The 24,636-nt window shown below is 61.8% G+C and carries 22 protein-coding genes; 10 read left to right on the forward strand and 12 right to left on the reverse strand.

The window, feature by feature from the left end; genetic code table 11:
* The first annotated feature begins 370 nt into the window (after window positions 1–370).
* From B9N88_RS00005 to B9N88_RS00015, 3 genes are all read left to right on the forward strand, one after another.
* Window positions 371–1,771, forward strand: coding sequence for a DUF1254 domain-containing protein (locus tag B9N88_RS00005; protein ID WP_027606558.1), 1,401 nt, complete (start codon window positions 371–373; stop codon window positions 1,769–1,771).
* Between the two features lie 131 nt (window positions 1,772–1,902).
* The gene (locus B9N88_RS00010) at window positions 1,903–3,450 is read left to right on the forward strand and encodes a J domain-containing protein (RefSeq protein ID WP_027606559.1); all 1,548 of its coding nucleotides are present in this window, start codon (window positions 1,903–1,905) and stop codon (window positions 3,448–3,450) included.
* On the forward strand, window positions 3,447–4,430 hold the full coding sequence (locus B9N88_RS00015) for a DUF3829 domain-containing protein (protein ID WP_027606560.1): 984 nt from the start codon (window positions 3,447–3,449) through the stop codon (window positions 4,428–4,430). The genes B9N88_RS00010 and B9N88_RS00015 overlap by 4 nt, the downstream gene beginning before the upstream one ends.
* A 3-nt stretch (window positions 4,431–4,433) precedes the next feature.
* On the opposite strand, the gene B9N88_RS00020 is transcribed toward B9N88_RS00015, so the two are convergent.
* Window positions 4,434–5,105, reverse strand: a complete 672-nt coding sequence (locus tag B9N88_RS00020) for a DUF3313 domain-containing protein (RefSeq protein WP_027606561.1) — start codon at window positions 5,103–5,105, stop codon at window positions 4,434–4,436.
* A 134-nt stretch (window positions 5,106–5,239) separates the two neighbouring features.
* Window positions 5,240–5,734: a hypothetical protein gene (locus B9N88_RS00025; protein ID WP_027606562.1), complete on the reverse strand. Its 495-nt coding sequence runs from the start codon at window positions 5,732–5,734 to the stop codon at window positions 5,240–5,242.
* A gap of 194 nt (window positions 5,735–5,928) precedes the next feature.
* Between B9N88_RS00025 and ccoN the strand changes: the two genes are divergently transcribed.
* The 3 genes from ccoN (at window position 5,929) to B9N88_RS00040 (ending at window position 8,413) form a co-directional block, all read left to right on the forward strand.
* The gene (ccoN, locus tag B9N88_RS00030; RefSeq protein WP_027606563.1) at window positions 5,929–7,356 is read left to right on the forward strand and encodes a cytochrome-c oxidase, cbb3-type subunit I; all 1,428 of its coding nucleotides are present in this window, start codon (window positions 5,929–5,931) and stop codon (window positions 7,354–7,356) included.
* A 1-nt stretch (window position 7,357) separates the two neighbouring features.
* Window positions 7,358–7,567, forward strand: a complete 210-nt coding sequence (locus tag B9N88_RS00035; RefSeq protein ID WP_027606564.1) for a hypothetical protein — start codon at window positions 7,358–7,360, stop codon at window positions 7,565–7,567.
* A gap of 90 nt (window positions 7,568–7,657) precedes the next feature.
* Window positions 7,658–8,413 (forward strand): aspartate/glutamate racemase family protein, encoded by a 756-nt coding sequence (locus tag B9N88_RS00040; protein ID WP_223841589.1) that lies wholly within the window; start codon window positions 7,658–7,660, stop codon window positions 8,411–8,413.
* Here B9N88_RS00040 and B9N88_RS00045 read toward each other — a convergent pair.
* The 6 genes from B9N88_RS00045 to B9N88_RS00070 form a co-directional block, all read right to left on the reverse strand.
* Window positions 8,347–8,859: a GNAT family N-acetyltransferase gene (locus tag B9N88_RS00045; protein WP_027606565.1), complete on the reverse strand. Its 513-nt coding sequence runs from the start codon at window positions 8,857–8,859 to the stop codon at window positions 8,347–8,349. The two genes, B9N88_RS00040 and B9N88_RS00045, sit on opposite strands and share 67 nt — an antisense overlap.
* A gap of 61 nt (window positions 8,860–8,920) precedes the next feature.
* Entirely contained in the window at window positions 8,921–9,985 is a 1,065-nt protein-coding gene (locus tag B9N88_RS00050; protein WP_027606566.1) for a DUF1176 domain-containing protein, read from the reverse strand.
* A gap of 64 nt (window positions 9,986–10,049) precedes the next feature.
* Complete coding sequence (locus tag B9N88_RS00055) at window positions 10,050–10,769, reverse strand: HNH endonuclease family protein (protein WP_027606567.1); 720 nt, start codon at window positions 10,767–10,769, stop codon at window positions 10,050–10,052.
* Entirely contained in the window at window positions 10,766–12,040 is a 1,275-nt protein-coding gene (locus B9N88_RS00060; protein WP_027606568.1) for an AAA family ATPase, read from the reverse strand. Before B9N88_RS00060 ends, B9N88_RS00055 begins: the two co-directional genes overlap by 4 nt.
* Before the next feature lie 102 nt (window positions 12,041–12,142).
* Entirely contained in the window at window positions 12,143–13,282 is a 1,140-nt protein-coding gene (locus tag B9N88_RS00065; protein ID WP_027606569.1) for a glycerate kinase, read from the reverse strand.
* A 91-nt stretch (window positions 13,283–13,373) separates the two neighbouring features.
* Window positions 13,374–14,480 carry a sugar diacid recognition domain-containing protein gene (locus B9N88_RS00070; RefSeq protein WP_027606570.1) on the reverse strand — a complete coding sequence of 369 codons (1,107 nt, stop codon included), beginning with the start codon at window positions 14,478–14,480 and terminating at the stop codon, window positions 13,374–13,376.
* Between the two features lie 173 nt (window positions 14,481–14,653).
* Between B9N88_RS00070 and B9N88_RS00075 the strand changes: the two genes are divergently transcribed.
* The gene (locus B9N88_RS00075) at window positions 14,654–15,964 is read left to right on the forward strand and encodes an MFS transporter (protein WP_027606571.1); all 1,311 of its coding nucleotides are present in this window, start codon (window positions 14,654–14,656) and stop codon (window positions 15,962–15,964) included.
* Window positions 15,965–16,028: 64 nt separating this feature from the next.
* On the opposite strand, the gene B9N88_RS00080 is transcribed toward B9N88_RS00075, so the two are convergent.
* Entirely contained in the window at window positions 16,029–16,733 is a 705-nt protein-coding gene (locus B9N88_RS00080) for an SDR family oxidoreductase (RefSeq protein WP_027606572.1), read from the reverse strand.
* Window positions 16,734–16,834: 101 nt separating this feature from the next.
* Here B9N88_RS00080 and B9N88_RS00085 point away from each other — a divergent pair, with 101 nt between their 5' ends.
* The 3 genes from B9N88_RS00085 (at window position 16,835) to rarD (ending at window position 20,126) form a co-directional block, all read left to right on the forward strand.
* Complete coding sequence (locus B9N88_RS00085; protein ID WP_027606573.1) at window positions 16,835–17,737, forward strand: LysR family transcriptional regulator; 903 nt, start codon at window positions 16,835–16,837, stop codon at window positions 17,735–17,737.
* A gap of 81 nt (window positions 17,738–17,818) precedes the next feature.
* Window positions 17,819–18,829: an aldo/keto reductase gene (locus B9N88_RS00090; RefSeq protein WP_027606574.1), complete on the forward strand. Its 1,011-nt coding sequence runs from the start codon at window positions 17,819–17,821 to the stop codon at window positions 18,827–18,829.
* Between the two features lie 415 nt (window positions 18,830–19,244).
* The gene (gene rarD, locus B9N88_RS00095) at window positions 19,245–20,126 is read left to right on the forward strand and encodes an EamA family transporter RarD (protein ID WP_027606575.1); all 882 of its coding nucleotides are present in this window, start codon (window positions 19,245–19,247) and stop codon (window positions 20,124–20,126) included.
* Here the strand turns inward: rarD and B9N88_RS00100 are convergent.
* The 3 genes from B9N88_RS00100 to B9N88_RS00110 form a co-directional block, all read right to left on the reverse strand.
* On the reverse strand, window positions 20,095–20,877 hold the full coding sequence (locus B9N88_RS00100; protein ID WP_051429372.1) for a fimbrial biogenesis chaperone: 783 nt from the start codon (window positions 20,875–20,877) through the stop codon (window positions 20,095–20,097). The genes rarD and B9N88_RS00100 overlap by 32 nt on opposite strands.
* Window positions 20,874–21,908 carry a fimbrial protein gene (locus tag B9N88_RS32165; protein ID WP_141543026.1) on the reverse strand — a complete coding sequence of 345 codons (1,035 nt, stop codon included), beginning with the start codon at window positions 21,906–21,908 and terminating at the stop codon, window positions 20,874–20,876. The genes B9N88_RS00100 and B9N88_RS32165 overlap by 4 nt, the downstream gene beginning before the upstream one ends.
* A gap of 64 nt (window positions 21,909–21,972) precedes the next feature.
* Window positions 21,973–24,561: a fimbria/pilus outer membrane usher protein gene (locus tag B9N88_RS00110; protein ID WP_256579696.1), complete on the reverse strand. Its 2,589-nt coding sequence runs from the start codon at window positions 24,559–24,561 to the stop codon at window positions 21,973–21,975.
* Window positions 24,562–24,636: the final 75 nt, after the last annotated feature.

A 24,636-nucleotide genomic window follows, 5' to 3' on the forward strand; every position in this document is an offset into this window, starting at 1 on the left:
CTTTTAGTGAAGTTGCCAGAAAGCCAATCAGCTACCAGCTTGATTCTTTGATTCATGGGGGACTCTTGGTTCCAGGGCATGATCAGTTACCTCCTGATCATGCGTATTAGCCTGTAAACCATGTCCCCGGTTAGAAATGTAAACGATGTCCCCGGTTTGTACCCGCCTGACCCCCCCCCTCTTTTACACAATGCCGCCCATCGAGGCGGCTATTTGTGCGTCTTTACCCACAGGTTCAAGCCGCCGTACGGATCGGCATTGATGAGTTCGCATAATTCGCAGGGATTAACGTGACGTTCGGGAAATAAAACAGGAAACTCATCGCCTTTATTCCCCGTCAGTCAAACGCACTTTGGAAGGACGCGACAACATGATTGGAAAACCGACGCGCCTGCTGTTGGCGAGCCTCTCGATACTCATGAGTACCGGCGCCTGGGCCGACTTTACCGCCACCCCCAGCGAAGCCCGGGCCATCGCCAAGGAAGCCTACCTGTATGGCTACCCGGTTGTGGAGATGTACAAGACGCTCTACACCCAGGCCGTCGACAAGGGCGGTGCCAACTTCAAGGCACCGTTCAACCACATCGGCAACACTGCCCAGATCGTCACTCCCAAGGACACCGCCTTCGCCACCCCGAACCTGGACACGCCCTACTCCTTCGTCTGGCTGGACCTGCGCAGCGAGCCCCAGGTCCTGACACTGCCCAGGATCGAAGACAACCGTTATTACTCGGTGCAGTTGATCGATCTCTACACGCAGAACATCGCCTACCTGGGCACCCGCAGCACCGGCAACAACGGCGGCCACTACATGATCGCCGGCCCTGACTGGAAAGGTCAGCAGCCGGTCAACGTGGACCGGGTGGTGTACAGCGAAAGCAACATCGCCTACGCCCTCTACCGTACGCAGTTGTTCGACGAGAAGGACCTGAACAAGGTCAAGCAGATCCAGAACGGCTACAAAGTGCAGTCACTGAGCAGCTACGTGAAGCAAGCCGCGCCGGCCAAGGCTCCGAAAGTGGAGTGGCCCAAGCCCATGGCGACCATGACCGAAGGCCCGCAACTGTTTCGCTACCTGAACTTCATGCTGGCCTTCGCCGCGCCCCAGGACAGCGAGAAAGACCTGCTGGCGCGCTTCGCCAAGATCGGTATCGCCCCAGGCGCGCCCTTCAAGGTCAAGGCGTTGACCGCTGAACAGCGCAAGGCCCTGGAAGACGGTATCTCCGATGCCCGTGCCGAGTTTGCCGCGTTCAAAAAGGACAAGGTCGACACGCATCAGGTCTCCAGTGCCGATTTGTACGGCAGCCGCGACCACCTGAACAACAATTACCTGTACCGCTACGCCGGTGCGGACATGGGGGTTTTCGGTAACTCCGGCGATGAGGTCGCGTACCTGAGCTACGTCATCGACAGCGAGGGCAAGCCTGCCAACGGCGCACGCCACAGCTACACCGTGCATTTCGCCAAGGACCAGTTGCCACCGGCCGATGCGTTCTGGTCGCTGACCATGTACGACGCCAAGACCAAGCAACTGGTGCCCAACCACAAGAAACGCTACCTGATCAACTCGCACATGCTGTCCGGCCTCAAGCGCGACGCCGATGGCGGCCTGACCCTGGCCCTGCAGCACCACGAGCCGCCTAAAGCCGAGCAGAGCAACTGGTTGCCGGCCCCACCCGGTCCGTTCTACGCAATCCTGCGGATTTACCTGCCCACGCCTGAGGTGGGTAACGGCCAGTGGAAGCTGCCGCCGTTGACGCCGCTTAAGTAACACCACGTGCCCGGTCGCCGCAGGGCTGGACCGGGCCAGTCCTACCGCGAGCCCTACCCCCTACTACCGCTGGTTTATCAACCCGTAAAACAGGTAATGTGCGCGCGATTGCCTACGGAGTTGCACTGCACATGACTTGCTGGAATGTCCTCGGCCTGGCCCCGGATGCCGATAGCCGCGCGATCAAGCGCCAATACGCCGCCCTGCTGAAGAAAACCCGGCCGGATGATGACCCCGAGGGTTTCCAGCGCCTGCGCGAAGCCTATGAGGCCGCACTGGCGTGGAGCCAGAGCCTGCAGGAAGTCGACGAAGTGATCATCGACATCCGGGGCGACAGCCTTGCCGACCACTACCAGGCGGCCATGGCCCATGGCAATGCGCTGCACTTTGAAATCCAGCTGTTGTTGCGCGACATCGAGGGGCATCTCAACCCCGAAGACACCCGCTGGGCCTTTGAAACCTTCAACTGGCTGACGGCCTGGCAGCGCCTGGAGTTGCCCGGCGAGCTGATCGAAAGACTCGAGCGCAAGCACCGCAGCGCCTTGCAGCAACCCTTGCGCCAGGCCCTTGAGCAAAAGGACGAGGCTGCGTTCCTGGCTGCCTATGCCGCGCGCTCCGAGCATCCCTGGGTGAACAATCACCCGCATGCCGAGTGGTTCAACCAATGGCTGGCCCGCCTGCTTGCGCAGAGTCACTACTGGTCGAGCGCGGTGTTCGACGCGGTGTGCGCCGGCCAGCACTGGCATGGCGGCGCCGGTCATGACTGCCCGGCGGGGGATTGGGCGCGGCTGTTGCAACGCCAGCAAGGCCCGGTCTTCATGGCACGTCAACGGGCACTGGCCACTGAAGCGCCCAACAGCCCGCAACAACGTGCCGCCCGGCTGCTATTGGCACCGATGAGCCTGGGGCAGCGCCGTGCCTTCGCCCAACGCTTCGATGAACATGACTGGAAAGCTTGCCAGGCACTCAGCGCAGATATCTACGCCGACCATGTGGCCGAAGCCGAAGCGATGCCCGGCGGTACCGTGTATTTCTGGCAAGGCTGGGACACGACCATGGACACCTGGCCCTGGATTGTCGCACTGGTGTTGAGCTGCCTGGTGGGCGTGCTGGTGAATGCCGAGCCCCTGGCCGGCAATGTGCTGCCGACCTTGGGCTACGGCCTGCTGTGGGCGTTGAGCGCCGTGATAGGCGCGGGATTGGCTTGGCAGGTCTGGCGCCCGCTGGCTCATCAGTACCGCGTGCTCGATGAACGATTCAGTGAGCGCCTGCCGCGCTGGTTCAGCCCTACTCACCTGCCGTTGCTGCCGATACGGGACCTGCTGCCAGGGCTGATCCTTGCCGCAGCGCTGGGTTACGCGTTCGGCCCGTTTGCCAGCCTGGCGCTGGTCGCGACCCTGGCGGTTACCGGCGTCATCAAGCGGCCCTTCATGAACAGCCACACCCCCTGGACCGCCCGCCACCCACGCTGGACGGCCCTGGGCATGGTGCTGTTGGTCACCAGTGGGATTGTGCTGTACGCCGGCTTGACGGTGCTCGACAACCAGCAACACGTGACCCGTAATCAGGGCCTGCAACAGTGGCCCGAACGCCTGTGCAGCCGCATGCCTCGCACCGCCCCCGACTGTCAGGCGCCCGCCACCCAGGCACAGTGGTATGGCCAGGAGGCCGCGCAATGAATCCGAAATGGTTGTTACCCATCAGCCTGGTATTGGGCCTGGGATTGCTCGGTGTGGCCGGCGCCACCAAACCGCTGCAACGCGTGCAATTATGGCTCGACCAACGGGACAGCCCTGCCACCGCGACGGCCAGCGCACTGGCGCCGATCATTGACTGCGTGAACCGCATTGATCGCGATACGCGCCTGGCGTACTACCGTATGCGTTCGACACAGCCCGAAGCGCCCACCCAGGATAAGTTTGGCGACCGTGACGAGCCCGAGCCACGCCTTATCCAGGCGGCGGTCTGTTCGCAGCTGTACACACTCAAACTAGAGCGCCAGCAGCCCGGAAGCCACCTCGGTACTCTCGCCACGGTGTATGCCGACAAGCTGAATAAATTCACCTCGCTGGCGGACATGGTTGACCCGATACAAACCGAAGGTATGCCGTCGAACATGCGCCAGTTTGTGGCGCAGGCCATGAACAAGAGTCTGGAAGGGAAACTGGCTCAGCGGGGCGAAGAATACCTGAGGGCATCCGCCGAGTTACGCACCCAGTTGGAAAACGAAGACATCCATCTGCGTCCGGTACAACTGGCGCGAATCGAATCGCGCTTCGGCCGGGACCTGCATTGGCACCTGCTCAACCATATGATCGCGGCTCGCCAGGCGATGAACCAGATTGACCAGGGTGTACGCGACGCCAGCCTGACGCCCCAGCAACTGCTCAGTTTGACCGAGACGCTGCAACAGGCCAGCGATGCCAGCAAGGCCTTCCTGGTTAAAATGCCACGCAGCAAACGGGAGGATGAGGCTACTCACCTCTGGTATGCCACCCGCTCGTCAGCCGACGCGTACCTCCAGGCGTTGCGTACCCTGCATCGGGACTGGCGGGAACACGCCTCGCCGCAGCAACTGAGTGATGACTACTACCTCATCACCCGTCGCTACGACGCCCTGCTCAGCTACTACAACAAACCCGCCAGGAATGCGTTCTAGTCCCTAGTGTTTTTTCAGCTTCACATACGACTGATGCAGGTCCGACGCCCAGCCATCGATCACGCCTTTCACGTCATCGGCCTTCATCACCTGCGAGTCGTTGGACAGCGGCTTGCCCGTGCCCTTGCGCACCACTTGGGCGAGCACCTTGCCGTTGGCGCCGTCGAGGAACTGCGCCTCGGTGCCCAGGGTGGTTTCCTGGTCGCGGATGCCGGTGCCGGTACTCACCGCTGCCGCCACCAGGGCCACCGGCACGAATTCATAGGGTTTGAGGCCTTCGGTCTTGCTGCTGACGGCGGTGATCGCCGCACGTACCACCATCACACCGGGACCGGGCCCGTTGGCCAGGGGCAGTGATTTGCCCAGCTCACGCTTGAGCGCCTGGTTGAAGTAGGTGTTGATACCATTGAGGGTGCTTTCGGGGATTTTCGTGGTGGCCTGGGGCTTGGGGTAGAACTGCGTCGGTTCGATATACACCGCGGTATAGCGGCTCAGGTCGAGTTGGGGGTCTACCCAGCGCATCACCTCGACCCCCGAAGGCGACTTGGCTTCCTTGAGTTGGCTGTAGTCGGACAGAAAGCCTGAATACTCGTCCGGTTGGGTGACCTTGCTGGCGCAGCCGGCCATTGCGATGGAGGCCACGCACAGCGTACTGATCATTAGCCTTAGTTTCATCATTGAACTCCCTGGCGATCATCATCGAAACATGGAGCTGTAGGTATAGCCAATCCTGGGCAAAAAATGCGTATTTCCACCCAGTGTTTGACACACCGGCGTCCCCCATCGACGTTGCGCGAAGCGGGAGCCCCTCAGCCGCGTTCGCGCGGAATCAGACTCTGCAACTGCGAGGCCAGGAAATTGGCGTCGAAGCCAAAGGTGTCCGGGTCTTTGAGGCCATTGGTTTTCTTCCACAGCCAGTCGTTTTTGTCGGCCGGCAGCACCAGCGACACGCTGCCGTGGCGGGCAGCGGTCAAGCCCATCACCGAGAGCGAGATCACGCCGCCCACGCCCATGACTTCAGGCACGAACTCCACGGTCTTGCCGGTGATCTGCACCAGCAGCTTTTCGGTCTTGAAGGTCGAGGTCTCCACCGGCACGCCCGGCCCGCTGGCGACATAGGCTTCACGGTGCACCTCCAGCAGGCCGACAGTCTTGACCGGCTCCAGCCATTGCTCGATCTGCCCGAACAGCTCGTCGAGCTTGTGCGTCCAGCGCGCCGACTGCACATCGAACTGTTGCTTCTTGTGCGCTTCGCTATCGGCGTAATGACGAAGCATCTCGCCCAGTTGCTGTACATCGTCCATTGCGGATTTCCTTGGGTGTGCCAGGTTGCGATGCCGGATCATGGCAGATGCGGCCACTCACCGTACGATTAACGCTGACAGGCCTGTGGGCGTGCCTGTCGACTGATCCGCTGTAATGAGCTTTTTCTGAGCCTGTTTTGTTTTTCCCGCGTTTCCTACAGTGCCCGCCACTTGGAACCGTGGGAGGACTGAGCATGAGCACAGCAACAACCGGGCAGGCCTATAACTATAAAGTCGTCCGTCAATTCGTGATCGCCACCCTTGTGTGGGGCGTGGTGGGCATGGCCATGGGCGTGTGGATCGCCTCGCAACTGGTCTGGCCGCAGATGAACCTGGACCTGCCCTGGACCACGTTCGGCCGGTTGCGGCCTTTGCACACCAGCCTGGTGATCTTTGGCTTCGCCGGCAGTGCGCAATTTGCCGCCAGTTACTATGCGGTGCAAAGGACCTGCCAGGTGCGCCTGTTTTCCGACCGCCTGGCTGCGTTTACCTTCTGGGGCTGGCAGTCGGTGATCGTGATCATGCTGGTCAGCCTGCCCCTGGGCTACACCACCACCAAGGAATACGCCGAGATCGAGTTTTCCGGCGCGGTGTGGATGACCGTGGTGTGGGTGGCCTACGCCATTGTGTTCTTCACCACGGTGGTAAGGCGCAAGACCCAACATATCTACGTGGGCAACTGGTTTTTCGGCGCGTTTATCCTGGTGATCGCCATGTTGCACGTGGTCAATCACCTGGCGATCCCGGTGGATTGGTTCAAGTCCTACCCGGTGTATTCCGGCGCGACCGATGCCATGGTGCAGTGGTGGTACGGGCATAACGCCGTGGGCTTTTTCCTGACCACCGGTTTCCTGGGGATGATGTATTACTTCGTGCCCAAGCAGGTGGGCCGGCCGGTGTACTCCTATCGCCTGTCCATCGTGCACTTCTGGGCGCTGATCACCCTGTACATCTGGGCCGGCCCGCACCATTTGCACTACACCGCCTTGCCCGATTGGGCGCAGTCACTGGGCATGGCGATGTCGCTGATCCTGCTGGCCCCGAGCTGGGGCGGCATGATCAACGGCATGATGACCTTGTCGGGGGCCTGGCATCAGTTGCGCACCGACCCGATCCTGCGTTTCCTGGTGCTGTCCCTGGCGTTCTATGGCATGTCGACCTTCGAAGGCCCGATGATGGCGATCAAGACCGTCAACGCCCTCTCCCACTACACCGACTGGACCATCGGCCACGTACACGCCGGCGCCCTGGGCTGGGTGGCGATGATCACCTTTGGCTCGCTGTACCACATGATCCCCAAGGTCTTCGGCCGCGAGCAGATGCACAGCGTGGCGCTGATCAACCTGCACTTCTGGCTGGCGACCATCGGCACGGTGCTGTACATCGCCTCGATGTGGGTCAACGGCATTACCCAAGGCCTGATGTGGCGAGCGGTGAACGACGACGGCACCCTCACCTACTCGTTTGTCGAAGCCTTGCAGGCCAGCCATCCGGGGTTTGTGGTGCGGTTTGCCGGCGGCGTGTTTTTCCTCACGGGCATGTTGCTGATGGCCTACAACACGTGGCGCACGGTGCGGGTCGCAGACTTGAGCGTGGCCCGGCTCGATGCGCGGATCGCCTGATATGTGGAGCGTGCTGATCGTGGTGTGCCTGTACGCTGCGGTGGAGTATTGCCTGCGCGGGCAGACCGAGACGAGCCTGGACGAAGCCAGCATGTTGCCGTTCGCCGACGACCCGGAGGTGGCGCGGCGCGTGGAGCAGGCCACGGGTAAACCCATCCACGCCATTGCCGCGGAGCAACCCCGGCCGGGATGGGTCAACCTGGACATGTGAAACTGCTCCGGTCATTTGGCGGGTAACTGCGTATGACTATTCAGCGGCCGATGGGTAAGGTGAAGCGACTTTCCCTGTCAGGAGCATCGCATGCGCACCATCGGCCTTATCGGCGGCATGAGCTGGGAGTCCAGCGCCGAGTACTACCGCATCATCAATCAGCGCGTGCGTGACCAGCTCGGCCCGCTGCGCTCGGCCCAGGTGTTGATGTACAGCGTGGACTTCGGCCCGGTGGAACAGGCCCAGCACGCCGGGCGCTGGGATGACACCGCGCTGATCCTGGAAGACGCCGCGCGCCGTTTGCAGGCCGGCGGCGCCGAGTGTGTGGTGCTGTGTACCAACACCATGCATTTGGTGGCGCCGCGTATCGAGGCGGCGGTGTCGATTCCGTTCCTGCATATCGCCGATGCGGCCGCTGCGGCGGCGGTGGCAGCCGGCACCCTGACCGTCGGCTTGCTCGGCACCGCGTTCACCATGGAGCAGGATTTTCTCACGTCGCGCCTGGCCGCCCAGGGCCTCACCGTGCTGGTGCCGGACGCGGAGGAGCGCCGCGCCGTGCACCGGATCATCTATGAGGAGTTGTGCGTCGGCGTGATCAGCGATGCATCACGCCAGGTTTACCTGCGGGTCATCGAGTCCCTGGCCGCACGGGGTGCCCAGGCGGTCATCCTCGGCTGCACGGAAATCAGCCTGCTGGTCAAGCCCGAACACAGCGACCTGCCGCTGCTGGACACCACCGAGCTGCATGCGCAGGCTGCGGTGGCGTTTGCGCTGGAGGGTCAAGCCGACTGGCGCAGGCGTGCCATGCTCAGGGTGTCGACAAACACCCCATCGCGCAGGGCGTAGTCACGCAAGCGCCCTTCGATCTCGAAGCCGAACTTGCGGTACAGGTGGTGCGCGGCTTCGTTGTCGGCGTACACCGTGAGTTCCACCCGGTGCAGGTTCATCCAGTTGTCGGCCACGTCCAGCGCGGCCGTCAACAGCCGCGAGCCTACGCCCTTGCCCTGCCAGGCCGTCGCCACGCCCATGCCGAACGAACCGACATGGGCCTGGCGTACGCGCAGGTACTGTTCCAGGCCCAGTTGGCCGATCACCTCGCCGCCGTGCACCGCCACCAGTTGCAGGCGCCGCTCGTTGTCGGTGACCAGGCGTTTGCGCCAGACATCCACCGACTGGAACGGCATCTGCAGCACCTGCCGGCACACGGCCGGTTCGTTATAGAGCGCCGCCACACCTTCAAGGTGGGCCTCGGTAAAGCGCTGGATCACGATATGGGGCTCAGGTGCGTGCATGGGGTTTCATCCTTTGAAAGACACGTGGCCGGCCAGTGTAGAGGCCATGCCTGCTCCCTGGCTAGGGCGCCGGCACGGTCGTCCATAACGACGGCCAGTCGCCGTAACCGACACCGGTGCAGCGCGGCATGCTATGAAACTCACTGAGCTGGAACGCCTTGCCGTCAAACACCCAGACACCACCGCCGCCACAGTCACCGATGCCGCGCTGCTTGTAGAAATAACTCAAGGTGCCGGTGGCTTCGTCATAGCCCACCGAGCCTTGCAGCGCAGCACCGTCCAACGGCAAGGGCTCAATCTCCAGGGGCGTTTGCGCATAGGGCGCCTGACGCTGGCGGCTGACCACGTCGAACTCACAGTTGTAGGCCGCGCAGTCGTAACGCACCACCGTCATTGCCTGTTGCGCCGTCAGCGCCCCGGCCTTTGCCTCGGGCTCACCCTCCTCCGAGGTCACGGCCTGCACTGCAGCGGCCACCAGCCCGGCCTGTTCCTGCGCGGTCAACGTCGGCGGCGCAGGGAACTTGCGCAACACCGGCGTCGGCAAACGTGGCGGCACCTCACGGGCCGGCGCTTTTCCGGGGCGTGCCAGGGCCGTCACGTTATCCACCCGCCCCTGCACCGCATCCATCAACAGCAGCGAAGCGCTCAGGCCGCTCAGCGACACATGGGCCTGTTCGTCGCCCGGCAATTGCAGGCGCTGGCCATTGCGCAAACGCTGCAACCAGCGACGCGCCGCAGCGTCCTCGATCACACCGTAAGACTGCACCTCGGGATCGCCGCCCTGATCGTCCAGTTCCACATGCAGATCCCGGGTCAGCTCCAGGCCCAGCGGCTGACCGTCCAACAGCAAGGTCGACAGGTCCAGCGCTTCGCCACGGTGGTCGAAGCGCAGGCGCAGATACCCTTCGGAACCGGCCTGATGCCAGATATGCAAGGTCAGGGAGCTGTAGTCTTCTTCATCGACGCCACTGGGCGCGCTGAGGGCATGGCAATTGCGCAGGTTGTCGCACCCGGTGACCCAGTTCTTGATTTCCCGCAGCAGCGGTACGGTTTCAGCGGGCGGTTGAGCGAAGGCCTGGGTGGCGCTGCCGGTCAGCAGCAGGGCCAGGAGTACGGGGCGCAGCATGGGGACTCTCCGTGTCGAAAAATGACGCGGATTGTCCCATGTTCACTATTTAAGACGGTAGTACTCAGGGCCTGGCTTGGCCGCGAACACGGGCTGCGTACTTTTCGAGACGTTGTGCGTGACGTTCGGCCTGTTGCTTGAGTGCCTGGCAGTATTCGGGGAGGCAATGCTGGGCATCGGGTGAGTCGACTTCGTCTGCCAGGCGCCGGGCAGCAGCGGCAGTGATCGGAGTGCCGCGTGGTCGCAATCGGCCTCTGATAACGGCGGCCCTATCGTTTACCAGCGTTGGATGGTTGAGTTTAAGGACCTCGACGGTGGCAATAGCGTCAGGCGTCAGACCTTCTACGTAGCCATCACTGGAATATCGAAACTGGCGCTCGACATTGGCTGACAACGGAGAAACGAAGGGCTTTCGGGCCACGTCGTAGTCGGCTTTTTCCACGGCACCATAACCACAAGCCATCTTGGTTTGGCTGGAGGGGTAACACGCCACCAAATTGTCGTAGGCGATGCTGTCAGCCTCGTGATGCGTTTGTGCAAGGACATGCTCAATGTGGCAGCTGAATTGTGTGCCCTGTCCCTTTGCCTGGCATTCGGTCGCAGTGGGCAACCGCCGCAAGGTGTAGGCGCATAAATGGAACTGCTCCTTCAAGAGCGCCTGGCGAACGGACTCGCTCGGAAAGCTGCTTCCCTTGCCGTAGTAAAGGTTATGCGGCGTATTGCGGTTTTCTCTTTTCCATTCAATCAGCGCCCGTGGCTCGGCGCCTTTTTTGATAGACCTCACGCGCCGCCCTCTTTTAGCGACCTCAGAGAGTCAATACTGGCTTGGGCTTCAAGGACATCAGGGATTTTGCCGACCTGTTCGCGCAATCTCGCAAGTTTAGCCTGGGCGGATTCAAGATTGTCGTCGTCGAGGTCACGGTAGATTGTTCTGAGTTGCTGGCTGACGTTTTGGTTTTGGGCCAATTCCCCCATCAGTTCCTCTATGACCTCCCCACTTCGAAGGCCCAGTGAGCGCTCCGGATGACCGATATACTTGCCTTCCTTGAGCAGCATCACCGCCTCAGCAGGAAGTTCACCCAATATTTGCGGGGAGTGGGTGGTAATGATGAATTGGCAGTTGGGAAATGTTCGTTCCAACTTGGCGACAACGGTGCGTTGCCAACCTGGATGAAGGTGAAGATCCAACTCGTCAATAAGGACGACACCTTTGCCCTCCAATGGGTCAGGCACTTCGCGATTTAACAATGTAAGTCTTCGAGCCAAATCGCCAACCATTGCCAACAAGCATTTCTCTCCATCCGAAAGCTGCAGGACGTTGAATTCGAGGTTACCTTTGAGAACGGTCATCCTAAGTGTTGGCTTGCGACGTACTCGAATGTCCTTGAATCCTGTGAATATTTCAATTGCTCGCCGAACTGCTGAAAGCTCATGGTCACGGAATCCAGGAAGGTCTCGACTAATTTCATTTTCGAGATCTTCCTGGTTGCGAAACCAGATGAAAAATCTTTTAAAGTCAGCGCCGCCATGACCAAGTGCGTCGTCGTAACCTTCATCGATTGTGTTCACCAAACGCTCACGAACACGTAACGGAACATCTAAAACAGCCCGATGAACGTCGTAATAAACTGCAAGAGGCAACTGAATAGGCTTGTCACCAATGAGCTCGTAGTGAAGGGCATTTATTTCAAAAGACGCAGCAGTCTCTTTCACCAAAGTCAAATCACTACTACGTTCCTTTGGGTGTTTTCCTGATTTTCGGTTAAGTGCTATTGCCCAATCGACATCGTGCTCATCTTGGAACCCGACGACAACCTTCAGTCGTGTGTATTCGGCGCCAGTCTTGATGTCATCTTTTGATATTGCTCTGGACTTCGAAGCCTGATTAACAATCCGTGCCGTCAAATTCGAAAGCGTAATCGCCAACGCATCCAGAATCGAAGACTTGCCCACCCCATTGACGCCCACCAAAGCAACAGTCTTCTTACCCTCGAAGTCGAGTTCCATGTGCTCGATGCCGCGAAAATTGACGAGAGTAAAACGCTTGATCTGCATGATCGGCTTCCAACGTGCCCGGCCAGGTCAGCCAGTCTTCAAAGTAAGCACGGATCATAGTAATTATCGACAGATCTGTCACGACGCCAAGGTCTGCCTCTATCAGCCCCGCGCCGCCACGCGCCACACCCGCGCAATATCCGCCGCGCGCTCGCGCAGCAAACGCGGGGCCTCGCTGCAGGCCTGCTCCAGGCTCATCGGGCCGCTTGGCAAGGCGAAGGCTGCATCCACGCCATGGGCGTACATCTGCTCATAGCCGTCGCCCAGGGTGCCGGCGATGACGATCACCGGGACGCTTTGTTGCCGGGCGATACGGGCCACGCCGAAGGGGGTTTTGCCGCGCAGGGTCTGGGCGTCGAAGCGGCCTTCGCCGGTGATGACCAGATCGGCGCCGCGTACGGCGTCGTCAAGGCCTACCAGCTCGGCGACGACTTCCACGCCCGCGCGGAACTGCGCACCGAGGAACGCCTTGGCGGCGAAACCCAGGCCGCCGGCGGCGCCGCTGCCGGGTTCGTCGCGCACGTCCTTGAGCAGGACGTTGGCGCAGTGATCGGCGAAGTGGCCGAGGGCGACGTCCAGTTGTTGCACCTGCCCGGGGCTGGCGCCTTTTTGCGGGCCGAAAATCGCCGAGGCGCCGTGGGGGCCGCACAGCGGGTTGTTCACATCGGCGGCGATTTCAAAGCGTACCAGGGCCAGGCGCGGGTCGAGTTTTTCCAGGTTGATATGCGCCAGCCGTGACAAGGCCAGGCCTCCGGGCGGCAAGGCCTGTTCCGCAGCGTCGAACAGTTGCACACCCAGGGCTTGCATCGCACCCGCACCGCCATCGTTGGTGGCGCTGCCGCCAATCGCCAGGATGATGCGCTGGGCACCCAGGTCCAGGGCCGCGCGGATCAGCTCGCCAGTGCCATAGGTGCTGGTGGTGCATGCGTCGCGCTGGCCTGGAGGGACCAACTGCAGGCCGCTGGCTTCGGCCATTTCGATGATTGCGGTGTGGCTGTCTGCCAACCAGCCCCAGCGCGCTTCAACCGCAGCGCCCAGAGGCCCACGCACGGCCTGGCGGCGCAATTGGCCGTGACAGGCCGCGAGTACCGCGTCCACCGTACCTTCACCACCATCTGCCATCGGACACTGGATCACCTGTGCATCCGGCCAGACCTGCGCCAACCCTTCGGCAATGGCCTGGGCGACGCCCTCGGCACTCAGGCTGTCCTTGAACGAGTCGGGGGCGATGATGATTTTCATGGGCTTTCTCCGGTTTTTATGACGCCCATGCTGCCAGTTGGCACCGCCGATGACGCCGGTCCGATGCACAAGTGCGGGTAAGGTTTGTTGTTCATTCCGACAAAGCCTGGGGCAACAGCTGCACGCCGAGGTACAGCGCCAGCATGCCTTCCAGGGTCAACGGGTCGACGCCGCTGAGTTCGGCGATGCGCTCCATGCGGTAGCGCAGGCTGTTGCGGTGGATGCCCAGGGCATCGGCACAGGCCTGGCTTTGCCCGTCGTGTTCGCACCAACTGCGCAGCGTGGCGAGGAATTGCCCGTTATTGTCCTTGGCCAGCACCTTGCGCAAGGGGTTGAGCAGTTCGTCGAGGGCATCGTCGTTGCGATGACGCCAGAGCATCACGGGCAAGCGGTAACGGTTGAGTGTCAACAGCTGCGAGTGCGGCAGTACATCGCGACCGTAGGCCAGCAAGTCGCCGACGCGACGATAGCAACGGCGCAATCCGGCCAGGCCATCCGCCTGCCCGCCGACGGCCACCCGCAGGATGTTCCAGCCCAGGCCCTGGAGCTTTTCCAGCAACCGTGGATTGTCCACCTGCTGCGCCGCCGGTCGGCACCACAGCAGCGAGAATTGCGCCGAGCTCACGCACCAACTGTCCGGGTAGCGCGAGGTCAGCCAGGTGTTCAAGGCCTCCGCCGATTGGCCCGCGCCCAGTTCGAACAGGTACGGCGTGCGTGCCAGCTGCGGCTTGAGGCCCAATTGCTGGGCTTCGTCGACCAGGCGTGGTGAGTCGCCGCTGTCGGCGAGGAGCAACGCCAGCAGATCATCGCAACGCTGGCGCCGCCATTGCTGCTCGGCTTGCTGATGACGATGGCTGACGAGCATTTCGGCGGTCATGCGCACCAATTCGGCATAGGTGCGCAACAGCTCGGGCTCGCCGGTGATGCCCAGTACGCCAATCAGGCGCTGATCGTGCATCAGCGGCAGGTTGATGCCCGGCTGCACGCCCTTGAGATGCTTGGCGGTCTGGCCGTCGATCTCGACCACGCGACCATTAGCCAGCACCAATTGTGCTCCTTCGTGGCGGGTGTTGATGCGCTCGGGTTCGCCGCTGCCGAGGATCAGGCCCTGGCTGTCCATGACATTGACGTTGTAGGGCAGGATCGCCATGGTCCTATCGACAATATCCTGCGCCAGGTCATGATCCAGCTCGAACATGCGGCCATCTCCTTGAAAGAAAGTCCTCAAAAGCGTGGTTGTTCATCGGCACAGCGCAAAGCATGCATCACTGTGCGCAAGCACAAAGACAGCACCCCGCCACCTGGCCGAGACTCGTTGGGCGATCAACGTTACCTTCGCATCGCGAAAAATCATAATAAAGAGAGACTCCCATGTCACAGAGCGCCGCTGTCACACTGGCCACCGATGACGATAAAAACGCCATCTACAAGCGCATTACCCTGCGTCTGATCCCCTTCATTTTCATCTGCTATCTGTTCAACTACCTCGACCGGGTCAACGTTGGCTTTGCCAAGTTGCAGATGCTCGATGCGCTGGAATTCAGCGAAACCGTATACGGCCTCGGTGCCGGGATCTTCTTTATCGGCTACGTGCTGTGCGGCGTGCCGAGCAACCTGGCGCTGACCAGGTTCGGTCCACGGCGCTGGATTGCCTTGATGATGATCGTCTGGGGCACACTGTCCACCTGCCTGCTGTTCGTCACCACGCCGACGCATTTCTACACCTTGCGCCTGTTTACCGGTGCGGCTGAAGCCGGCTTCTTCCCCGGTGTGGTGCTGTACCTCTCGCAGTGGTTCCCGACGTTCCGCCGTGGGCGGATCATGGCGCTGTTCATGTCGGCGATCCCGGTGTCCGGTTTGCTCGGCAGCCCGTTTTCCGGCTGGATCCTCAACCACTTCGCCGCCGGCCAGGGCGGCCTGGCGGGCTGGCAGTGGATGTTCCTGCTGCAAGGCATCCCGACCGTGATCCTCGGCGCCCTCGCCTACTTCCTGCTCAGCGACAGCTTTGCCCATGCCAAGTGGCTCAAGCCCCACGAACGCGCCGTGCTGGAAGCCGACCAGGCCACCGACCTGGCCAACAAGCCGAAAACCACCACCGATTCACTCGCCGAAGTGTTCAAGAACCCGGCGATCTGGGCGTTCGGCCTGATCTACTTCTGCATTCAGAGTGGCGTATACGCCATCAACTTCTGGCTGCCGTCGATCATCAAGAACCTGGGTTTCAGCGATAACCTGGTAATAGGTTGGCTCAGTGCGATTCCGTATCTGCTGGCAGCGGTTTTCATGTTGCTGGTGGGCCGCTCGGCGGACTTGCGCAAGGAGCGTCGCTGGCACTTGGTGGTGCCGATGCTGATGGGCGCCATCGGCCTGGTGATCGCGGTGAACTTCGCCACCACGCCGGCCATCGCCATCCTCGGCCTGACCATCGCCACCATGGGCGCCCTCACCGGCCTGCCGATGTTCTGGCCGGTGCCGACCGCCATGCTCAGTGCAGGCGCAGCGGCCGGCGGCCTGGCGCTGATCAACTCCATGGGCCAGATGGCCGGTTTCCTCAGTCCGTATATCGTCGGTTTTGTGAAGGACGCCACCGGGTCCACGGATATGGCGCTGTACCTGCTGGCGGCGGTGATTGTGGCGGGCAGTGTGCTGGCGTTGCGGATGACGCGGACCTTGAAGGTATAACGCGGTCCATGTGGGAGGGGCGGTGCGACGATTCGACTTGCCCCCTCCCACATTTAGCCTGCGTTTACAGCAGGCCACCGCCGTCGATATCAATGACAGCACCGGTCATGTAGCCATTTTCCATGGCCAGCACATACCCCGCCGCCACTTCCTCGGCCTGCCCCACACGTCCCACCGGCAACGCGCCACCTGCCTTGGCAAACATCGCCAGGCGCTGGTCCTCGGCCAACCCCGCATACGCCGGGGTATCAATCACCCCAGGGCTCACCACGTTGACCCGACGCGGTGCCAATTCTTTTGCCAACTGCTTGCCCAGGGCTTCAGTGGCGGCGTTGATACCGACTTTGATGAACTGCCCCGGTGCCAATTTGCGCCCCAGTTGCCCGGAGGTCAGGCTGATGCTGCCGTGCTCATCGAGGAAAGGCAGCGCGTGCTGGATCGCCCGCAAGGCACCCCAGAGTTTCACGTTGAAGTTGTCCTGGGCCTCGCCCAGGTCGGTTTCGGCCAGGGCCTTGGCGCGTACCGAGGGGCCGGAGGTGTACACCAGATGGTCAAAGCGCCCGACGGTTTCGAACAACCGTTGCAGGGACGCGGCGTCGGTGACGTCCACCGGTTCGCTGCGCAGGCCGTTATCGCGGCCAGACGATAGGCGCCGCCCCGCCAGCACCACCTGGGCACCGCGTGCGGCTGCGGCCTTGGCCACGGCTGCACCGATGCCGCTGCTGCCGCCGATGACGATCACCGTTTTGCCGTTGAGTGAGGAATTCATGGGGAAGTGTCCTGGGTCAGAAAGTGAGCGTTCATCATCCCAGCTTGGCAATCAACGAAAAATCCCGGTAAAACGACAGGATCTTTAAAGGATTTTTATAAATGAGCTCAATCCTCGACCTCGAAGTGTTCGCACGCACCGCCGACACCGGCAGCCTGTCTGCCGCCGCACGCGGGCTCGGCTTGACCCCCGCAGCGGCCAGCATTGCCCTCAAGCGCCTGGAAACCCGCTTGGGTACCCGCCTGCTGGCACGCTCCACCCGCAGCATGCGCCTGACCGAAGAAGGCCGGCGTTACCTCAACAGCGTGCGCGAGGCCCTGGCCGCCTTGGCCGAAGGCGAGCAAGCGCTCAAGCAGCAGAGCCAGGGCCTGACCGGCTTGTTGCAGTTGGCCGCACCCTCGGATTTCGGCCGCAATGTGGTGCTGGGCTGGCTGGATGAGTTCAAGCTGGAACACCCGCACATCCGCCTGCAACTACTGCTCAACGACAGCAATGCCGACCTGTTCCGCGACACCGTCGACATCGCCCTGCGCTTTGGCGTCCCACGGGACTCCAGCCTGGTGGCGCTGCCGGTGGTGCCCGATCACCAACGCCTGCCCTGCGCCAGCCCCGACTACCTGGCGCGTCACGGCACGCCGCGCATCCCGGCGGAGTTGGCGCAGCACAATACGCTGCGGTACATGCGCCAGGGCCGGGCCAACAGCACCTGGTACTTTCGCCAGGGCACCACGTTGCAGGAAGTCGAAGTGACGGGCGACTACCTGAGCGATGACGGCGAGATTGTGCGGCGCTGGGCACTGGCCGGCCACGGCATTGCCTATAAGGCCAACCTCGACATCGCCCGGGACCTCAAGGCCGGACGGCTGGTGCACCTGTTGCCGGACTGGCAGGGCGAACCCACCCCGTTCAACCTGATGTGCCCGCACCGCCTGCAAGTGTCGGAGCGGGTGAAAGCGCTGCACCGATTTCTGCAAGGGCGTTGCCAGGCCTTGCTGAGTGCATGAAGAAACGCCCCCAGGGCTTGTTCCAGAGCCTGCGAGTCTGGTATTGCATAGGGCACGTCTCACTGCCGCAAGGAGCTTTGCATGATTTACCGCACATTGGGCCAGTCCGGTTTGAAGGTCAGCGCCTTGACCCTGGGCACCATGATGTTTGGCGAACAGACCCACACCGAGGACTCGCTGCGCATCATCGACAAGGCCTGGGACCAGGGCATCAATTTTATCGACACGGCGGATGTCTACACCGGCGGGCGCTCCGAGGAAATCGTCGGCGAGGCCATCGCTCGCCATCGTCAGGATTGGGTGGTGGCGTCGAAAGTCGCCATTGGCCCCACCGAGGGCCTGCCCAACCGCAGTGGCCTGAGCCGCAAGCGCATCTTCAACGCGCTGGAAGCCAGCCTCACCCGCCTCGATACCGACTACCTCGACATCTACTACCTGCACCGCGAAGATCACGACACCCCGCTGGAGGTGACGGTATCAGCCATCGGCGACCTGATTCGCCAGGGCAAGATCCGCTACTGGGGCCTGTCCAACTATCGCGGCTGGCGAATTGCCGAGGTGATCCGCGTCGCCGAACGCCTGGGCGTGGACAAACCGGTGATCAGCCAGCCGTTGTACAACATCGTCAACCGCCAGGCTGAAGTCGAACAGATCACCGCCGCTGCCGCGTACGGCCTGGGCGTCGTGCCTTACAGCCCACTGGCCCGCGGCGTGCTCAGCGGCAAGTACGCACCGGACGTGACACCCGAAGCCGGCAGCCGTGCGGCACGCCAGGACAAGCGCATCCTGGAAACCGAATGGCGCGTGGAGTCGTTGCGCATCGCCCAGCAGATCCAGCAATACACCCAGGGCCGTGGCGTGGGCATTGTCGAGTTTGCCATCGCCTGGGTGCTGAACAACGCGGCGGTGAGCTCGGCGATCGTGGGGCCACGCACCGAGGCGCAGTGGGATGCCTACACCGGCGCGCTGGACGTGAAGATCACGGCTGAGGATGAAGCGTTCATTGATTCGTTGGTAACGCCGGGGCATTCCTCTACGCCAGGGTTCAACGATGTGGGCCATTTTGTCTCGGGCCGGGTGACGCGCGCGTAGGCTGATTGACCAAGTAAGGGTTGCGCAGCGGCCTTACTGCGGCGAGCGGGCTTGTTGTGGTGAGCGGGCTTGCTGTGGTGAGCGGGCTTGCCCCGCGCTGGGCTGCGCAGCAGCCCTTTAAAGCCGTCGCGTTTTTCCAGGAAAACCTCGTCGCCAGTTATTGGGGCTGCTTCGCAGCCCAGCGCGGGGCAAGCCCGCTCACCACAACAACCACAACAACCACAACAACCACAACAACAACAACAACAACAACAACAACACCCCGACTGCCCCTGCCAGGCAGACCCAAGCGGCGGCAGCGAGACATTTTCCTGAAAAACGCCCCAAAACAGCGCAACCCTCTCGCTTCAAAAGCACCATAATCCCCTGTTGAAATTCCCCCTACTTGTTTGAAATCGGTTTTCGCGAGGACAGCGTGTCTAAAGGTGTTGTGTTATCGGTGTCGGCCTCGGTGTTGTTTGCCGTGATGTATTACTTCACGTCATTGCTGACGCCATTGAGCGGGCTGGAAATTTTCGGCTGGCGCATGTTGCTGACCGTGCCGTGCATGACGGTGTTCATGATCGTCAGCGGCGAATGGCGGCGGGTCTGGGAATTGCTGCGAGTGCTGGCGGCCAAGCCTCGGCTGATCGGCGGTGTGGTGCTGTCGTCGGCGTTGCTGGGCGTGCAGTTGTGGTTGTTCATGTGGGCGCCGCTGAATGGGCGCAGCCTGGATGTATCGGTGGGTTACTTCCTGCTGCCGCTGACCATGGTGCTGACCGGGCGCCTGGTATGGGGCGAACAGTTGTCCTACCTGCAAAAGATCGCGGTGTTTTTTGCCGGCCTCGGGGTACTCAACGAGTTGTTCCAGGCCGGCGGGTTCTCCTGGGCGACGCTGGTGGTGATCATCGGTTACCCGCTGTATTTCATTGCGCGCAGATACCTCAAGACCGACCACCTGGGCGGACTCTGGCTGGACATGGCGCTGATGCTGCCGGTGGCCTGGTGGTTTGTGCAAAGCGGCGAACAGGGCTTTGCGGTGATGGATGCCCACCCCAAGCTGTACGGGTTGATCCCGATACTGGGCCTGATCAGCGCCTCGGCGCTGGTGAGCTATATCATCGCCAGCCGCCTGCTGGCGTTCAGCCTGTTCGGACTGCTCAGTTATGTCGAGCCGGTGCTGTTGCTGGTGGTGGCGCTGCTGCTGGGTGAAGGCATCAAGGCCGGCGAATGGTTGACCTACATCCCGATCTGGATAGCGGTCATGGTCCTTGTGTTCGAAGGGGTCAAGCACCTGGTGCGTCAGCGCAGGGCTTGAGCGACGAACAGGCGACAGGCCGCAACAGCGCCTGATGGTGTTGAGTGGCACCCTCATCGTCCAGGGTGGTGAATTCTACTGGCGTGCCGGTCAGGCCCTCGTGAGGCAGCCCGGGCATCGCAATCCGTGCAGTCCCATAGGGCGCGACCATCGGCGGATCTTCACTGCGATGCTCCACTGCGCGGAGTGTCAGTACCACCCCGGACAAGGTCACGTGATAGGGCGTGGGGTTAAGCACCTCCAACCCCGCCTCGCCTCCACCGCTTACGGACCATTGCAGCGCGTGAGCCGCGTCCTGCACCTGCCCCGGCAGTTCGGCGGGCCGGAGGAAAAGCTTGATCCGCGTACGAAAGGCAAATTGCAGGACGTTGGTTTCAGCCGAGGCCTCAACACTCGGCCTGATTGCCAGCACGTTCAGCCAGTACACCGACTCCCGGTCAGCCATCGGCTTCGGCGTTTGATAATGCATGATCCGCAAGGCGCGTCCGGTGCTTGCATTCATGCGAACGATGGGTGGCGTAATCGTGAACGGCACATCACTGTTTTCGGGCGCCGCCGCCGCATCGCCGTCATCGATCCACGCCTGCACCAGGCGCGGACTGTCAGCCTCGTTGTGCAGGTTGATCACCACCGCGCGCGCGGCGCCCGGATAGATGACACGTGTGCGGTCAATCACGATTTCACCCTGCGCGACGATCGCCTGCAGGCTCATCAGCACGCCAAGGCCCCTGCTCCACAGCGCGATGCTCATCGGTAGCTCATTGTGAAGGACGCCAACCCGTTCGCGCTGCCGGGCCGGATCGATGAGCCCGTCTGGATATAACGTGCAGTCAAAGGAATCTGCACGGTTGCATTGCCGGTTGTGCCGACCAGCCACTGGTTCGGGTTGCCAATGGTCGTGGAGTCGGCGCCGTAACGCACCAGTGTGCTCCCCCGCAGTAGTTGCAGTGCGACGCCGCTGGCCACGGAGGTCGGGGTCAGGGATAACACATCGCTGCGATTGGCCGGCGTGGTCTGGTCTGTCACCGTTATAAATACGTCACGCGTAGCACCGCTGGTGCCGCCCGTACATGACAGTGTGATGTTACGGGTCACGCTGCCGGCGAAGCTGCCCACCCCGCGAAAGTCACGTGCAGCCACGGCCGGCATGGGCATTGCAACCGAAGGCGTGGTGACGCTGCAGGTGGGTTTGCGGGGCGCATTGATCGTGATATTGGAAAAGTTCACCGCGTAATAGCCGGCCCCGCTGATGGGCGTGCCGGTGATCGTATACCTTGCAAGGTTCCTGGCGGCGATCGTGCCGCCGGTGATGGGGCCCGTGGCTACAAAGTAGATACGGGTATCAAGCCCGAGGACGATGGGCCTTGCCCTGATATCTCCAACAATCAGTGTGACACCCGCCGTGTTGATAGGCATGAACGGCCGATTCGGGTCCCTCGCCATCATGGCAAACCCGACCCCAGGCACATTGGTGGCGTGCACCGGCATTGAAAGCCCGTTGGCGGAAAATGTCTGGCCCGTCGGCGGGCTATTGACCAGCGCCAGCCTGGCCTGTGCCCCAAAAGCAATGCCAGTGGTACACCGAAGCGCAGATCCTGGAGGGCTGTCAAAGCGATAGCCGCTGGCGGACCCTATCACTTGTCCTACCTGTTGCCCGGCCGCAACGGTGATCGGGGGAATAGTAATATTCACCGACGGGCCGGGGGCGCAGGTGATCGCTCGAGCCTCCAGCGCCACCATCCATCCTCCCAGCACCACGCCGGCAAGCGAATACCTAGTCATGAAAACAACACCTCTGTCATATCGGATAAGTCTTGCATCGCATCAGTCATGAATCGGCGCTCGCTCATGGCTGGCCCGCCACCTGGCGAGCCTGGCTCGCCACGCATACCCCTTGCATGAAATCGGTAGTGACCTGTCGCTGGCCGGCGGTCACCGCCGGCATGTGATAGTGGATATCGCACTGCTCGGCGATTTTGCTGCCCCACTTGACGGTCAGGCGGCCTTCCTGCGGGATGTCCCGGACGAAGGCTTTGCTGGCCTGCCCCACCACACCGACCTCACGCCCTTGCCCATCGAATACCTGTGCAGCAAATGGCAGCGGGCTGCCATTCTCGCGAACGCCCTTGACCACCACTGCCCGGCCATTGACCGTGTCGAACTTGACCAGCGATACCGCACCCGAGGTCGGTACGACGTTGCGGGTCGATTCCTGAAGCTCCACATCCAGCGACATGCCTTCCGGATCGATCTCCACCGTATTGTTCTGGAACGCCGTCAGATTGGGCACGACGGCGTATCCCTTGCTGTTGACCCGTGTACCGCCGCCACCGCCAAGCCGGGCGCCTTCGGCTCCCGGCACATGGACCAGCGCCGAGGCTTCGCCCAGGCTTTGCGAGAACGCCACACCGTCGGCGTGCACGACTACTCCGCCGTCGGCGCCGAACGAAAGCTGCGAGCTATCGCGGCTCTGGCCATATCCGGCGCGCAGGTGGGTGGCATCGGTGCGATAACCCGCATAGGTGTTGAACTGGCTGGAGCGCGTGCTATCACTGGTCGCACGGTGGGCGGAAACACCGTAGTTGACCTCGGCGTTCTCGCCCAGGAAGCCGTTGATGCCCACCTGCTGCTGGCTGCCCCGTGTATCGCCGGTATCCCGGGACAGCGAAGTATTGATCGTCGGCGACCTCGACTCACTCCCCAGGGGCATCGATAGCGTGAGCATGTAGCGGTTATCGATGCGCCCGGGTTGACCGATACGCCCGAAGAACACATCGTCACTGAGTTCGCTTTGGGTCAGTTGTCGCGTGTCCTGGACCCTCGAACGTTGCGCCGAAAGGTTCCAGTTGAGCTTGTTCCAGGTCGAGCCGTAGCTGGCGGTGAATGAAACCTGGCGGCCCTCGTTCTCGCCCCAATAGTCGACAGAGCTGCCGTACAGGCTCAGGGTGCCGATGCCCAGTTGCTGGCTGATGGTCAGGTCGAGCCGGCTTTTTTGCCGGGCATAGCCGTTGACATCACCGGAGCGGCTCGCGATCTCACGCACATTCAGGGCATCCGGAAGGTTCAGGTATCCCTCCGTGGAGAATCGATACGCGCCCAGCGCAAAATGCGTCCCCGAGGCCGGCAGGCTTTTGTTGTAGCCAAGCCCGAGGCTTTGCCCGGTCAGGCGTCCATGCTCTGGCACCGCGGTACGTGAGGTGGCGGTGTCCAGCGAAAAGGCGCCGACGGGCGTATTCAACGCAACACCGACCTTTCCCTGCTCATAGCCTTTGGAAAGACTGCCGCCGCCATACACCGTCAGGTCATCGGTCAAGCCGCGTTGCAGAGTGCCTTGAAAGACGTTCGCACCTTTGGCATCGATGCCCTTTTGCTGCACCTCACCCAGGGTGGCGCTGTATTTCGTCGTGTCGGCCCGCAGCAGCTGCGGGGCCACTGAATACGGCACGACGAAGGTGTTCCGACGCCCGTCGACTTCGGTCACATTGACGATCAAGTCACCGCCGTATCCGGTGGCATGCAGGTCACTGATGACAAAGGGGCCAGGCGCCACCGTGGTCTCATAAATGGTGTAGCCGTTCTGGCTGACCGTGACCGTTGCATTACTGTCGGCGACACCCCGTACCTGCGGTGCATAGCCTTGCTGCGTCTGCGGGCGCATGCGGTCGTCGGTAGCCAGGGTCACGCCTCGCAGGCGGACCCCGTCGACGATCTGTCCGTTGCTGAAGGTGTCTCCCAGGGTCAGTTGTGACTGCCAAGGAATGATACTGCGCTGCACATACGTGGACGTGTTCTGATAAGTCTCGAAGCCTGTGCGATTGCTCCAGGCCTGTGCGCCCTGGTGCCGCAAGCGCCAGGCGCCCAGATTGATCCCCGCATTGAGGCCCAGGTAAGTACGACCGTCACCTTCACCGGCGGTGACTGCGCTGGTGCTGAAGTTGTAATTGAGTAACCCTGCGGCAATCCCCTCATCCAGCGACTCGGGGTCAATGTAGCCACGCATGGAACGCTTCATATAGGCCTGCGGCACGCTGGCGGCCAACTCGAGCGCACCCGGGTCGAAGGTGCTGGATGCCATCGGAATCCACTGCCCCAGGTCGCCGCAGTACTGGCCGGCTGCGGCAGGGTTGCCGACCTCGCGCCCATGGGCCTCGGTATCGACTTTATCCATCGCGATACCGATCTTTTCCAACACTTCGCGACTCAAGCACGGCTGCGCGCCGGCCTTTGCCTGGGCTGCGACGAACTCCACCTCCCTGCGCCCCAATGCCTGGCCGTTGACCACGATATCTACGCGGTACAGGCCGGGGCTCATCGGGTTGCCGGTGTTGAACCGTGACGTGTCGACCGACGACGCCAGGCCACTGGAGAATGCGTTCAGATCAAAGCTCAACTCAGACGCAAGCGCGGCATCGCTTGCCATCACGGCCGCACTCATCAAACCACCCAACATCATCGTGCGAGGCTGGAATGGCAAAATCGGGGCGCAACGATGCACCCTTACCTGGATGTG

The organism is Pseudomonas sp. LAMO17WK12:I1 (assembly GCF_900177315.1).
GTDB lineage: Bacteria > Pseudomonadota > Gammaproteobacteria > Pseudomonadales > Pseudomonadaceae > Aquipseudomonas > Aquipseudomonas marginalis.